Consider the following 14,079-nt stretch of genomic DNA (forward strand, 5'->3'; position numbering starts at 1 on the left):
ACCGGCCCACGACCCCGCACCCCCCACCCACCCAGGGGCGCGGGGAACTGCGCGACCAGCCACCCACACACCCGCACCCGACTACGGACGCCACAGCGAATGCTCCCGCTCCGCCCACTCCCTGCCAACCGCCCCCGTCCGCATCCCCCGCCGCGCCTCCGGATCCGCCAGCGCCATCCCGATGTGCCCGGCCAGGACGATACCGATCGTCAGGGCCAACCAGTCGTGGACGAACGTCGCGCTGGTACGCCAGACGAGCGGCGTCAGGTGCGTGAACCACATCAACAGCCCCGTGCCGAGCATCACCAGCGTCGCCCCGGCGATCCAGGCCGCGTACGTCTTCTGACCCGCGTTGAACTTCCCGGCCGGACGCGAGGCCGGCCGGGCGTCACGGCGCAGAGCCGCCCGCAGCCACACCCGGTCATGCGGCCCGAACCGGTTCAGCAGCCGCAGGTCCGCGCGGAACGCGCGGGACGCGAGACCCACCAGCACCGGAACCGGCAGCAGCAGCCCCGACCACTCGTGCACCACGACCACCAGCGCACGGCGACCGACCAGTTCCGCCAGCTGGGGCACGTACAGGCAGGCCGCGGTCACCACGCACAGCCCCATCAACACAGCCGTCGCGCGATGCACCCACCGCTCGCCCCGGCTGAACCGGCGTACCCGCGCGGACGCGGCGGAGGCGCCGGGTTCGTCGGGCAGTGCCGGACCCGCCGACGCCGCTGCCGCCGACGACGTCGTCTCACGTGGCTTCATCGTCACGTCCGTTCGAGCGACCCACCCACGCGTCCACGTCGTAGCCGCGCTTCTCCCAGTAGCCGGGACGGACGTCCGACGTGAGGGTGATGCCGGAGAGCCACTTCGCGGACTTGTAGAAGTACATGGGGGCGACGTAGAGGCGGACGGGGCCGCCGTGGGAGTGGGACAGGTCCTTGTCCTGCATACGGAGCGCGACGAGGACGTCGTCGCGGCGGGCCTGGGCCAGCGTCAGGCTCTCCGAGTACGCACCGTCGAAGCACGTGAAGCGCACGGCCCCGGCCGAGGACCGTACCCCGGCGGCGTCCAGCAGCTGGGAGAGCCGTACGCCTTCGAAGGGCGTGTCCGGCACCCGCCAGCCGGTGACGCACTGGACGTCACGGACCATCCGGGTCTGCGGCAGGGCGCGCAGCTCGGAGAGCGTGTACGTGGTGGGGCGGTCCACCAGGCCGTCGATGGTGAGGCGGTAGTCGTCCTCGCCCTTCTTCGGGACGGACGAGGTGACCGAGTAGTAGCGGAAGCCGCCTCCGTTGGGGAGGAGGCCGGTCAGTCCGGTGGGGTCCTTGTCGGCGGCGCCGCCGAGGAAGGACTCGAGGCCGCGCTGGAGCACGGGCGCGGCGGCGACGCCGAGTGCGCCGAGTCCGAGCGTGCCGAGCAGGAGCCGCCGCCCTATGGGGGTGCCGCCCGGCTCCGGTTCCGAGGCCGCTGGCTGTTCCGAGTTCACGCACTGATTCGAGCACCCTTGGCCCCCGGAAAGCCAGGGGCCAAGGGTGCTCGTCAGTAATCCGTAACACTAATCCGTGCCGGACTCCGCCGCCTTGTCCAGCTGGAACGCCTCGTTCCCGAGCCCGATGCGCGCGTGCGCCTCAGGGTTGCGGACGCGCAGCAGCAAGCCTTGGAGGAGGCCGAGGACGGCGGCCAGCAGGATGATGCCCGGCAGCACCCAGGTCAGCACGGAACCGGGGCCCGCGCCCACGAGTACGTCGAAGTCCGTGACGGTGTAGAAGGCGATGACCAGGAGCGCGACACCCGCGACCGCGGACGCGGCCAGCCGCCAGGCCTGCGCACCGGCCGCGCCACGGCGGACGAAGAAGACGATGACCGAGAGCGAGGCGGTCGCCATGAGCAGGATGACGCCGAGCGCTCCGATGTTGCCGAACCAGGTGAACAGCTGCAGCACGGGCGCGGTCGGGTCACCGGTCGGCTTGTCGTCGGCCACCGCGAAGCCGGCCACGACCAGCACGGCGACGACGGTCTGCAGGAGCGAGCCCGTGCCGGGGGCACCGCTCGTGCCCGCCGTCCGGCCGAACGCGGCGGGCAGCAGCCCCTCCCGGCCCATGGCGAAGGCGTACCGCGCGACGACGTTGTGGAAGCTGAGCAACGCCGCGAACATGCCGGTCACGAACAGGACATGGAGGACATCCGTGAACGTCTCACCGAGCCGCGGCTCGGTGAGGAAGAACAGCAGCCCGGCGCTCTGCTTCTGCGCGGCCCCCACGATCCCGGAGGGTCCGGCGGCGACGGTCAGCGCCCAGGAACTGAACGCGAAGAAGACGGCGACGAAGCCGATCGCGAGGAACATCGCGCGAGGAACCAGGATCTGCGGACGGCTGGTCTCCTCGGCGTACACCGGCGCCTGCTCGAATCCGGTGAAGGCCGCGATGCAGAAGCACAGCGCCGTGCCGACGCCTGCCCCGGTGAGCGTGTCCGGGTTGAAGGCGTGCAGCGACAGGCCCTCCGCGGCGGGGTCCGCGACGGCCGCGACGTCGAAGATCACGACGAGCGCCACCTCGATGAGCAGCAGTACGCCGAGCACGAGCGCGTTCACGTCGATCTTCAGCCAGCCGAGCACGCCGACGACCAGCGCGGCTGCCAACGCCGGTATCCACCAGGCGACTTCGACTTCGAGATAGGTGGCGAACAGCCCGGACACCTCGAAGCCGAAGATGCCGTAAATGCCGACCTGGAGCGCGCTGTAGGCGGCGAGTGCGACGAGGGCGGCGCCCGCCCCCGCGGTGCCGCCGAGGCCGCGGGCGACGTACGCGTAGAAGGCGCCGGCGTTGTGGACGTGGCGGCTCATCTCCGCGTATCCGACGCTGAAGAGGACGAGCACCACGCCGAGGATGACGAAGAGCAGCGGCTGGCCGACGATGCCCATCACCGCGAATGCCGTGGGCATGACACCCGCGACCACCATGAGCGGGGCGGTGGCCGCGAGCACGGACAGGAGCAGGCCCGCCGTGCCGAGCCGGTCGGCGCGCAGCGCGCGCTCCTGCCCCTTGAAGGTGCTGATGCCGCCACCGTCGGCTGCCGGTCTGCTCGCGCTCGGAGTGCTCGAGGTTTTCGAACTGCCCGTCGTCATCGCGGGGTTGTCCTTTCGGGTATCTCGGATGTCATGTGCGGTCGTTCACTGGTCGCTTGTCATGGCGTCTCACGCCGCGCCGAGCACGCTGTCGCGTGCGGCACGGAAGGCGGTGTACGGATCTCGGTCGGGGTATCCCCACGGGGCCGGGGTCACGTGCGGCCCGATGCGATGGAACAGGGCGGCGGCCTCGGCGCCCCGGCCTTCGCAGAACTTGGCGTGGGCAAGGAAGTTGAGGTCCACGTAGCTGCGCGGATGGTCGTCGCGCTCCCACTCCAGCCACCAGTCGAAGGCGGCCTTCATCACCTGGCGGGCCCGGCGGCCGGCCCAGTGCCCGGAGGCCACCGGATCGGCCGGCTCCCAGCCGGCGGCGGCCAGCACGCGATAGCGCTCGGCGTGCGCGACGACCGGCAGGATCGCCAATGGTGAGTCGGCGGGCGCCTGTTCGGCGGACCAGCCGGCGAAGTCGTACACCTCGTGCAGCGGATCCTGGCCCGCTTCCGGCCTGCGCTCGGCGAGCCGGGCGGTCATCAGATGGTGGGCATGGTGGTGGTCGGGGTGGCGATGGCGTACCTCGTCGAAGAGCCGGACCACGTCCTCGTCGCTGCCCAGGGTGCGCTCCAGCATCAGCAGGCCGAGCCAGGGCGTGGGGTCGGCGGGCGCGAGCGCCACCGCGCTGTGGCAGGCCTTGCGCGCCTGGTCCGGCTTCTCCTTGCCGTTCAGGGCGCGTTGCACGGAGGCGACGGCGAGCAGCACGGCGGCGTCGGCGGACTCGGGTTCGGCGAGCAGCCAGTCGCGGGCCCAGGCCTGCGTACTGGACTCCTGCGCGAGCACGGTGACGCGATGCCCTCGGCGGTCCCAGTCGTCGCCGGTCGCCACGAGCAGCGCGCGTACGGCGGCCCACCGGCCCTGCGCCAACGCGGCCCGGGCTGTGATGAGTTCGGTGTCGCCAAGAGCACCGTCGAAGGCATGAGCCGCGCGCTTACGCCCGCGGCCGAGGGGTGGTGGGGACACCGCTGGACTTCCTCACACGGCTGTCACATCAGCGATTGATCACGCACAGCCAACCTCCACCCAACGCTTACGTCAAGCCTGACAGGTTACTTATTTGTGTCAAACGCCTCCGGAAGCGGGCATCGAGGGCCCGGAGTTGGACTCCGGGCCTCAACTTCCTCCCTCAACTCCCCCCTCAGCTCACCGACTTCGCCGCCGCGCGGCCCGCCGTGCGGCCCGAGAACAGACAGCCGCCGAGGAACGTGCCCTCCAGGGACCGGTATCCGTGCACTCCACCGCCGCCGAACCCGGCCGCCTCCCCCGCCGCGTACACACCGGGCAGCGGATCCCCGCCCTCCGTCAGCACCCGCGAGGAGAGGTCCGTCTCCAGGCCGCCGAGGGTCTTGCGGGTGAGGATGTTCAGGCGTACGGCGATCAGCGGCCCGGCCTTGGGATCGAGGATGCGGTGCGGGGAGGCCGTACGGATCAGCTTGTCCCCGAGGAACTTCCGGGCCCCACGGATCGCCGTGACCTGGAGATCCTTGGTGAACGGGTTCGCGACCTCCCGGTCGCGCGCGGTGATCTCGCGGCGCAGGGCGGCCTCTTCGACGAGCGGCTCCTTCGTGAGCGCGTTCATGCCGCGGACGAGCGCGCCCAGGTCCTTCTCGACGACGAAGTCGACTCCGTTGTCCATGAAGGCCTTCACCGGACCGGGCACGTCCGCCCGCGCACGTACGAAGACGTCCCTGACGGACTTGCCGGTCAGATCGGGGTTCTGCTCCGAACCCGAGAGCGCGAACTCCTTGCCGATGATCCGCTGGTTGAGCACGAACCACGTGTAGTCGTAGCCGCTCTTCATGATGTACTCCAGCGTGCCGAGCGTGTCGAAGCCCGGGAAGAGCGGCACGGGCAGTCGCTTGCCCCGCGCGTCCAGCCACAGCGACGACGGTCCGGGCAGGATGCGGATGCCGTGGTTGTTCCAGATGGGGTTCCAGTTCTGGATGCCCTCGGTGTAGTGCCACATGCGGTCGCGGTTGATGAGGCGCGCGCCCGCGTCCTCGGCGATGGCGAGCATCTTGCCGTCGACGTGCGCGGGCACGCCGGAGATCATCCGCTCCGGCGGACTGCCAAGGCTCTGAGGCCAGTTGGCACGTACGAGATCGTGGTTGCCGCCGATACCGCCCGAGGTGACGATCACCGCCTGGGCCCGCAGCTCGAAGGCACCGGTGACCGTACGGCTGCTCTCCTGGCCACGCTCGATGTCCGAGGGGTCGAGAATCTCCCCGGTGACCGTGTCCACCGTTCCCGCGCTGCGCGAAAGCCCGGTGACGCGGTGCCGGAACTTGAGCTGTACGAGCCCCCGCGCCACCCCTTCCCGCACCCGCCGCTCGAAGGGCGCGACCAGTCCGGGCCCGGTGCCCCAGGTGATGTGGAAGCGCGGTACGGAGTTGCCGTGCCCGTTCGCGTCGTAACCACCGCGCTCGGCCCAGCCCACCACCGGGAAGAACCGCACGCCCTGACCGTGCAGCCAGGACCGCTTCTCACCGGCCGCGAAGTCGACGTACGCCTCTGCCCACTTCCGCGGCCAGTGGTCCTCGGAACGGTCGAAGGCGGCGGTGCCCATCCAGTCCTGGAGCGCCAGCGCATGGCTGTCCTTGATCCGCAGACGGCGCTGCTCCGGCGAGTTCACGAAGAACAGTCCGCCGAACGACCAGTGCGCCTGACCGCCGATCGACTGCTCCGGCTCCTGGTCGAGAAGGATCACCTTGCGGCCCGCGTCGACGAGCTCCGCGGTCGCCGCCAGGCCGGCGAGGCCTGCCCCGATCACGATCACATCTGCGTCGTACGCCATGAGCAGGTCCTCCTCGGCATTGTTACTGGTCGGTCAGATCTTTGGGCACGCGCGGTGACCGCGTCAACTGTTCGTTGTCGACTACCGGTCCGTCGTGGCTGGTCGCGCCGTTCCCCGCGCCCCTGAAAGCCTGCGGCTCCACTCCCCCAGCCACAACGCACCCGCACTCGCCCACGAACCGAACCCATCACCCCCGTAGTCCCCGCCCAACCGCCGGAGGCATAGGGTCCCAACGTGATCGAATTCGTGCGGAACGTCCGCCTGTGGTTCGCCCCCGGGCGGATCAGGGAGGACGGCGCGACGCCCGACTACAGGTTCTCGCTCGCCAACGAGCGCACGTTCCTCGCCTGGCTGCGCACCGCCCTCGCCCTGATCGGCGGAGGCTTCGCGGTGGATCAGTTTCTGCCGGATCTGCGGTGGGGCTGGCGCGTAGGGCTGGCGCTCGGGCTGCTGGGCGCCGGCGTGCTGTGTTCGTTGCGGGCGGTGAACCACTGGGTGCGGTGCGAGCGGGCGATGCGCAGAGGCGAGGACCTGCCCGTGTCCCGCTTTCCGGCCCTGCTGAGCATCGTGATCGCGATCGTCGCCGTCGCGATGGTCATGGTCGTACTCTTCGGCTGGGAAGGCTGACAGCGACGTGACCGAACCCGACCGAGATTCCCGTGACCCCGGCCTGCAGCCGGAACGTACGCGGCTGGCATGGCGACGTACGACCCTCGCCGGCACCGTCGTCGCCGTACTGGCCGCCAGAACCGCCCTCCAAAGCGGTCCGACGGCCGCAAGGGTCCTCACCTGCGCCCTGTGCGCGGCACTCTGGCTGGGCTTCCTCACCGTCGCCCATCACCGCATCCGCACCCTGACGACGGTCGGCAGCGGCGGCCCCCCGGCGCTCACCCCGAAGCACGCGACCGCCGCCGCCGGGTACACCATGGCCCTGGCCGTCTGCGCGGCGGCGCTCGTCCTGTGAAGAGCCGGGGAGTGGGCCCGTTCGCGTACATTCGCCCAGGCCGGGTAGCCGACAGCAGACCCCGCGCGATCGAGAGACCGATCACGTTTCGCCGCCGCACTGGACGACATACCGACCGGTCGGCATCATGATGAGAACCCCATACACCGGCGTACGGAGGAACACGATGAGCCCAGACCACCCGCCAGGTCTTGATCTTGACCGACTGCGCGGCCTGCTCGATGCCGAGCGGCCCGGTCTGGTCCACGGCCCGCTGACGGGCCGGCTGATCGAGGGCGGACGGTCGAATCTCACGTACGCCGTGACGGACGGCAGCGCGAAGTGGGTCGTCCGGCGGCCTCCGCTGGGCCATGTGCTGGCCACCGCGCACGACATGAAGCGCGAGCACCGGGTGATCAGCGCGCTGTATCCGACAGCCGTGCCGGTGCCGCGTCCGGTGCTGCTGTGCGAGGACAAGGAGGTGCTGGGCGCGCCGTTCTACGTCATGGACTTCGTGGAGGGCACGCCGTACCGGACGGCCGAGCAGCTCGCCCCGCTCGGCCCGGAGCGCACCCGCGACGCGGTGCTGAGCCTCGTCGACACGCTGGTCGAACTGCACGCGGTGGACCCCGCCGAGGTGGGGCTCGCGGACTTCGGGCGCCCTGAGGGTTTCCTGGACCGGCAACTGCGGCGCTGGGGCAAGCAGTTGGACGCCTCCCGCAATCGGGAGCTGGCCGGGATCGACGAACTGCACGCCGCGCTGGGGCGCGAGCTGCCGGACTCCCCCACGGCCACGGTCGTGCACGGCGACTACCGGCTCGACAACGTACTGATCGGTGAGGGTGACCGGATCACGGCCATCCTCGACTGGGAGATGTCGACGCTCGGCGATCCGCTCACCGACCTGGGGCTGCTGGTGATGTACAGCATCCCGCTGACGCTGCCCAACTCGCCCATTTCCACCACCGCTTCGGCCGCCGGGCACCCTCAGCCCGCCGAGCTGATCGAGCGGTACGCCGCGCGCTCGGGGCGCGACGTGTCCGCCGTCGCCTGGTACACGGCGTTCGCCTGGTTCAAGCTGGCCGTGATCCTCGAAGGCATCCACTACCGCTACACGCTCGGCCAGACGGTCGGCGCGGGCTTCGACCGCATCGGCGAGCTGGTGCCCGTGTTCGTCGAGAACGGCCTGACCACACTTCAGGAAGGCTGACCAGCCATGGACTTCGCTTTCGACGCGCGCACCGAGGAACTGCGCGGCAAGCTCCTCGCCTTCATGGACGAGTACGTCTATCCGGCTGAAGCCGTCGCCGAGGAGCAGCGCGCCCGGCTCGCCTCGCCGTGGGATACGCCCGCTGTCGTGGGTGAGTTGAAGGCCGAGGCGCGGCGGCAGGGGCTGTGGAACCTCTTCCTCCCGGACAGCGAGTACGGTGCCGGGCTGACCAATCTCCAGTACGCGCCGCTGGCCGAAATCACCGGCCGCTCCCCCCACTTGGCGCCGACGGCGACGAACTGCGCGGCGCCTGACACCGGCAACATGGAGGTGCTCACGCAGTTCGGCGACGAGCAGCAGAAGAAGCAGTGGCTTCAGCCGCTGCTCGCGGGTGAGATCCGCTCGGCGTTCGCGATGACGGAACCCGAGGTGGCCTCGTCCGACGCCACGAACATCACCACTCGCATCGAGCGCGAGGGCGACGAGTACGTCATCACCGGCCGCAAGTGGTACATCTCCGGCGCGATGAACCCGGACTGCAGGATCTTCATCGTGATGGGCAAGACGGACCCGGACGGAGCCGACATCCGCCGTCAGCAGTCCATGGTCCTTGTGCCCCGCGACACCCCGGGCGTCGAGATCCGCCGCGCTATGCAGGTCTACGGCTACGAGGACCACTCCCACGGCGGCCACGCGGAGGTCGTCTTCGACCGGGCGCGGGTCCCCGTGAGCAATCTGATCGGCGAGGAGGGCGGCGGCTTCGCCATCGCCCAGGCGAGGCTCGGTCCGGGCCGTATCCACCACTGCATGCGGCTGATCGGCATGGCGGAACGGGCCATCGAGCTGATGTGCCGGCGGGCCGTCTCACGCACCGCCTTCGGCAAGCCGCTCGCCCAGCAGGGCGTCGTGCAGAACTGGATCGCGGACGCGCGCGTCGCCGTCGAGCAGCTGCGGCTGCTGGTCCTGAAGACGGCCTGGATGATGGACACCGTCGGCAATCGCGGTGCGCACACCGAGATCCAGGCGATCAAGATCGCGACTCCCCGGACGGTCGTCGACATCCTCGACAAGGCCGTCCAGTTGCACGGCGCGGGCGGCGTCAGCCAGGACTTCCCGCTGGCCGAACTGTGGACGAGCGCCCGCACGTTGAAGCTCGCCGACGGTCCGGACGAGGTGCACCAGCGGTCGCTGGCGCGCCGGGAGATCAAGCAGTATCTGTAGTTCCCTCAGGGGCGCAGAGCCCGCAGCAGCAGGTCGGCGAGATGGTCGGCCACCTGCTGCGGGCTCAGCGGGCCGTCGGGGCTGTACCACGTCGGCAGATGGTGGACGGAACCGAAGTGGTAGTCCACCACCAGGTCGGCGGGCGTCGCCTTGGAGAAGACACCCGATTCCTGGCCCTCCTCGATCAGGGCGCGGAAACGTTCGTGGTAGCTGCGGCGCTCGGCACGCACCTGCTTGTTCTTCTCGGGGCTGAGGTGGTGCATGGACCGCCAGAAGATCGCCGCGTCGTCGAGGTTCTCGATCGTTGTGACGACCACGTCGGCAGCGGCCCCCCGCAGCCGCTCCTCGACGGGTGCGTCGGCGCCCGCGAAAGCGTCCAGCCGTTCCTGCTGCAGGCGCAGCACGCGCGCGTACACCTCGTGCAGCAGATCGTCCTTGGAACCGAAGTAGTGGTACAGCGCGCCCTTGGTGACGCCCGCCGCCTCGACGATCTCCTGCACCGAGGTGCGGTCGTATCCCTGCTCGGCGAAGAGTCTGGTGGCTGCCGCCAGCAGCCGCCTCGGGACGGGCGTACCGTCCCCTTCCATCGTCCTGGGCACCGCCGCCACCTGCCTTTCGAAAGTCACCGACCGTTGTCCCTGCCGCCCGCACTGTCCGAGCGCGTCCCCGCGGAGGATCTTCTCACTGTCTGTTTTCGGCAAGCAGAGCAGGATCACGCGGGTGTGTACGGGGCCAGTCTCTCCCTGCGGTGCGAGGCGAGCGCGCCGGGGTCCGATTTGACGGCGTACAGGCGAGTCGTCACCGGTCGTCCGCCTCCCACTTCTGCTGGATGTGGTTCATGTTCGTCAGCCAGCGGTCCGGGTCGGTGGCCCTTGCCTGGTAGTACCCGGCGACCTCCGGATGCGGCAGGATCAGGAACCGGTCCTCCTCGATCCCCGCGAAGAGCGCGTCCGCGACCGCCTCGGGCTCGATCGCGGTCGGCTGGAGCACAAGGTCGCCCGCACTGCCCGTGTTGGCCAGCATGTCCGTCCGTACGCCCTGAGGGCAGATCGCGTGCACCTTCACGCCACGATGGCGGTACGTAAGTGAGAGCCACTCGGCGAAGGCGTACGCACCGTGCTTGGTGACGCTGTAGGGCGCGGCACCGACCATCGTGAGCAGCCCCGCCGCCGAGACCGTCGAAACGAAACGGCCACTGCCCCGCTCCAGCCAGTCAGGAATCAGCTCATGCGCCGCCCGCACGTGCGCCATGACGTTCACATCCCAGGCCAACGCCCAGACCTTCTCATCGGCCGCTTCCGTACCGCCCGAAGCGAGCCCCGCATTGGCGCAGTAGACATCGACCCTGCCATCGAGCACGTCCCGAGCCTCGGCCACGATCGCGGAGGCATCCCCCGGCACCGCGACACCACCGATCTCCTCGGCGACAACCCGGGCCTTCACACCGTCCAGATCATTGACGACAACCCGAGCCCCCGCGGCAGCGAACCGACGAGCCAACGCGGCCCCGATCCCGCCCCCCGCTCCGGTGACGACCACCCCGGCATCCCGCACGGCTTCCACCCTCGGTCTCCTTCGACACGACGCGACACTACGGTCAGACTAACCGGTCGGTATGTGGGGAGGGAAGGGAAGGAACACCCTGTAGGACACGGCCCCGAAGCCATCAGTCACCGCAGTCGCACAAAGCGGCGGTGGAAGCGAGGAAACCCCGCCCCCACCGCCGGAGGGAACCGCTACCGGGAGCTGTTACCGATGCCCCGGGAACTCCACCACCTGCTGATACGTGGGCCGGTTCTGCCACTGGATCGGCCGGTGCTTGATGCCACCCACCGCTCGCTGGACGATGGCGTCCGAGCACCACTGGTCGCCGGCCGAGCAGACGTCGTCGCCCGGATAGACCTCGTTCGCGGGCTTGGCCGCGGCCTGGCCCAGGCTCGTCAGCAGAGCTGTCCGGCAGGCGTCGAGGTCGCCGTCGCCGCAGTACGTGCGGCCCAGCCTGCCCTCCACCGGGTCACCCAGGACCGTACGGAGGTCCTTGTCGACGTAGCCCCACCAGCCGTACTGGAAGGCCGAGCCCGCGTGCGCGCCGGTCGCGCCGTGGCCGGCGGACGGTGACTCGTCGACCGTGAGCTGCGCGGTCAGCGCGTCCCACAGTTCCTGCCCGAGCCCCGGCTTGAACTCGGCCTCGACGAGCAGTGGCCACCATGCGTCCATGACCCGGATCGCGTCCGTGTGCGCGTACTTCTTGGAGTTCGCGGACGTCTGGTTGCGCTGAGCACCCGCCTTCAGCCAGGCCTCCAGCTGGTCGACCGCCTTGGCCTGTGCCGGATCACTGATCGGCTTGCTGCGCAGGACCTTGAGGAGTTCCGGCAGCACCTGCTCGCCGCGCAGATCGACGACGGCGGCCTCGGCCATCGCCTTGGTCAGGGACGCCCTGGTGACACCCCCCTTGTCGACGAGCTTCTTCACCCGGTCGTCGAGGAGATCACCACGATGGACCGCGCCCATGCTGAAGTTGGCGGAACTGAAGTCCTTGACCTGCTTGTTGTTCCAGGAGACGTAGTAGCCCTGGTTGAGCGACTGCGGATGCTCGGCGGGTGGCGCCAGCGCGGCCGTGTTGTGCTCCGGGTCGAAGTCCCGCCACTCGTACGCCTTCTCGGCCTTCACCGGGAAGGATCCGTCGACGTCCTTCGCGCGCACCGGGTGACTGCCGCTCATGTAGTAGGCGGTGTCACGGGAGTCCGCGTAGAACCAGTTGAAGGCGTACGAGATGTTCTGTGCCGCCTTCTGGAAGGACTTCGCGTCCTTCACGTACGAGGGGTCGTTCATCATCTGGAAGCCGATGACGGAGTCGGCCTCGTGACGGTAGGTGGAGCGCAGTGAGGTGTACGCGTAGGGCTTGCCGTCGATGGTCGCGCGGTGCGTGACGACGCCGTAGTTCGTTCTGAAGACCTGCATCCGGTAGGAGCCGGCGGCTGTGGAGTCGGCGACCGACGGCTTCCAGGCGTTGGTCTTCTCCATCTTCTCCATGGGGGTGCAGACGCCGCGGTAGAGGTACGACGTGGACTGCTTGGTGGGCGTGCCGCCGCCCGGCTCGCACAGCTGAAGGGCGTACGAGTCGGTGATGTCCTGGTGTGAGGAGGTGGCCGACCAGGAGTAGTCCTGGCCGCGGCCGAGCTGTACGTACATGCCGACGCCCGCGAAGGAGACGCCGCGTGCGCTGATGCCGGGGCCCTGGAGCTCCTGCATCATCAGCAACTGCGGGGCGAAATAGCCGGTCTGCGGGCCGAAGACGGCGATCGGATGGCCGCTGGCCGTGTGCTTCCCGGAGACCATCAGGGCGTTGGACATGCCCTTCTTGGTCGCGCCGCCGCTGAAGAGGTCCTCGGGGAGGACTCCTTCGTTGAAGGCGCCCTTCAGGGGCTTCAGTTTGCTCGGCGTCTTCACCGAGGACGTGGTCTTCTGCGCGCCCGACCGGGCGGCGCCCGTGCGGTCGTGGATCAGCTGCTCCTTCTCCACGGAGCCCGGATCGGGAAGGGCCATGCCCTTCGGGTCCTCGGGCTTCTTCCCGTACGGGAAGCTGCTGCCGTCGTGGAGGGTCAGTACGGTCTCGGGGTCGTTTCGTCCGCGGAACGACTCCCAGACCTTGCTGCCTTCCTCGACGCCGTACTTCTGCTGGGCCTCGAGGAGGGAGATCGCGGACTCGACCTCTCCGCCGCCGCCGGTGCCGAAGAGGGCGCCCACGACGGAGGCGAGCGCGATCATGTCGGTCACCTTGAAGGGCTCGATCTCGCCCACGTTGGTGACCGAGTCGATCTTGCCGGTGAGGACGTACTCGCCGGGGAAGTAGCGGCCGTTCTTCGCTGCCACCCGGTAGGCGTTGAGGCCGTCGACATAGGCCTGCGCGTCCTCCATGGCCTGCTTGCCGCGCTCTCCGGAGTTGTTGAGCAGCCAGTCGACCTGCTTCTGGAAGTCGGCCTCCGTGTACGGGGCCTGCGGCCAGAACTGCTGCTCCAGGCCCTGGTTGGACTCCGCGCCGCCCGCGAACGGGGTCAACTCGCCGCGTCCGATGTGCCGGAACAGGTCGATGAGCCACATCCGGTCCTGGCCGGCCGCGTAGCCCGCGCCGAATTCGGTGCCGTAGCGCGTGGTGCCCTTGATGTGGGGGACGCCGTACTTCTTGTCGCGCGTGATCGTCACGTCGTCACGGGGCTTGGTGACGGAGGCGACCTGGTCGGAGGCGACGCCGAAGGAGGCGTCGGCGTAGAAATTCTTGAGGGTGTCGTTGGTCAGGGACGGGTACCCGGACGACAGCGCGTCGTACGGGCCGAGTTGATCGTCCGCGTGCGCCGGCTGCGAACCGAACAGCTGATTGCCGAGGATCTCGGCGAGCGTGGCACTGCCGTTGGTACCCGGCGGCAGGATGTCCGCGCACTGCCCCTCGCAGTAGTCGGTCGCCTTCGGCTCCGGATCGGCGGCAGCCGACTGTTGCAGCGGTGACAGCAGGCCGACAGTGAGAACGAACACTGATGCGGCCTTCAGGAACCCCGCGAATCTGCGGGGAGTTCTCAGGCCGTGGGGGGTGGTGCGTGGGGTGCGCCGTCGCATTAGTGCTCCTCCCGACATTGATGCGCTGGAGGTTACCGCCGGTAGCCCAGAAGTTGAAGATGAGCAGGAGTCACCTTTTGACGTCGCGACGGCTGGGCGACTGAGGAGTATTGGCCGAAAGGAGCCCG

12 protein-coding genes are annotated in these 14,079 nt (G+C 69.3%); 4 read left to right on the forward strand and 8 right to left on the reverse strand.

What is annotated here, in order from left to right; translation table 11 throughout:
- Positions 1–81 precede the first annotated feature (81 nt).
- The 5 genes from IEZ21_RS40420 to IEZ21_RS40440 form a co-directional block, all read right to left on the reverse strand.
- Complete coding sequence (locus IEZ21_RS40420; RefSeq protein WP_189326815.1) at positions 82–759, reverse strand: cytochrome b/b6 domain-containing protein; 678 nt, start codon at positions 757–759, stop codon at positions 82–84.
- A complete protein-coding gene (locus tag IEZ21_RS40425; protein WP_189326816.1) occupies positions 746–1,483 on the reverse strand; it encodes a molybdopterin-dependent oxidoreductase in 738 nt (245 codons plus the stop codon). Before IEZ21_RS40425 ends, IEZ21_RS40420 begins: the two co-directional genes overlap by 14 nt.
- 69 nt (positions 1,484–1,552) lie before the next feature.
- Positions 1,553–3,121 (reverse strand): APC family permease, encoded by a 1,569-nt coding sequence (locus IEZ21_RS40430; protein WP_189326817.1) that lies wholly within the window; start codon positions 3,119–3,121, stop codon positions 1,553–1,555.
- 69 nt (positions 3,122–3,190) lie between these two features.
- Positions 3,191–4,135, reverse strand: a complete 945-nt coding sequence (locus IEZ21_RS40435; RefSeq protein ID WP_189326818.1) for a hypothetical protein — start codon at positions 4,133–4,135, stop codon at positions 3,191–3,193.
- Positions 4,136–4,310: 175 nt separating this feature from the next.
- Positions 4,311–5,966: an FAD-binding dehydrogenase gene (locus tag IEZ21_RS40440; RefSeq protein ID WP_189326819.1), complete on the reverse strand. Its 1,656-nt coding sequence runs from the start codon at positions 5,964–5,966 to the stop codon at positions 4,311–4,313.
- A gap of 234 nt (positions 5,967–6,200) precedes the next feature.
- Here IEZ21_RS40440 and IEZ21_RS40445 point away from each other — a divergent pair, with 234 nt between their 5' ends.
- The 4 genes from IEZ21_RS40445 (at position 6,201) to IEZ21_RS40460 (ending at position 9,340) form a co-directional block, all read left to right on the forward strand.
- Positions 6,201–6,593 (forward strand): YidH family protein, encoded by a 393-nt coding sequence (locus tag IEZ21_RS40445; RefSeq protein WP_033328551.1) that lies wholly within the window; start codon positions 6,201–6,203, stop codon positions 6,591–6,593.
- Positions 6,594–6,600: 7 nt separating this feature from the next.
- On the forward strand, positions 6,601–6,930 hold the full coding sequence (locus IEZ21_RS40450) for a DUF202 domain-containing protein (protein ID WP_189326820.1): 330 nt from the start codon (positions 6,601–6,603) through the stop codon (positions 6,928–6,930).
- 166 nt (positions 6,931–7,096) lie between these two features.
- A complete protein-coding gene (locus tag IEZ21_RS40455) occupies positions 7,097–8,119 on the forward strand; it encodes a phosphotransferase family protein (RefSeq protein WP_189326821.1) in 1,023 nt (340 codons plus the stop codon).
- Between the two features lie 6 nt (positions 8,120–8,125).
- Complete coding sequence (locus IEZ21_RS40460; RefSeq protein ID WP_189326822.1) at positions 8,126–9,340, forward strand: acyl-CoA dehydrogenase family protein; 1,215 nt, start codon at positions 8,126–8,128, stop codon at positions 9,338–9,340.
- 5 nt (positions 9,341–9,345) lie between these two features.
- On the opposite strand, the gene IEZ21_RS40465 is transcribed toward IEZ21_RS40460, so the two are convergent.
- The 3 genes from IEZ21_RS40465 to IEZ21_RS40475 form a co-directional block, all read right to left on the reverse strand.
- The gene (locus IEZ21_RS40465; protein WP_033328567.1) at positions 9,346–9,939 is read right to left on the reverse strand and encodes a TetR/AcrR family transcriptional regulator; all 594 of its coding nucleotides are present in this window, start codon (positions 9,937–9,939) and stop codon (positions 9,346–9,348) included.
- A gap of 199 nt (positions 9,940–10,138) precedes the next feature.
- A complete protein-coding gene (locus IEZ21_RS40470; RefSeq protein ID WP_189326823.1) occupies positions 10,139–10,903 on the reverse strand; it encodes an SDR family oxidoreductase in 765 nt (254 codons plus the stop codon).
- Positions 10,904–11,089: 186 nt separating this feature from the next.
- Positions 11,090–13,951, reverse strand: coding sequence for a penicillin acylase family protein (locus IEZ21_RS40475; RefSeq protein WP_189326824.1), 2,862 nt, complete (start codon positions 13,949–13,951; stop codon positions 11,090–11,092).
- Between the last annotated feature and the right edge of the window lie 128 nt (positions 13,952–14,079).

Origin of the sequence: Streptomyces flaveus (assembly GCF_014647675.1) — a bacterium.
Lineage (GTDB): Bacteria > Actinomycetota > Actinomycetes > Streptomycetales > Streptomycetaceae > Streptomyces > Streptomyces flaveus.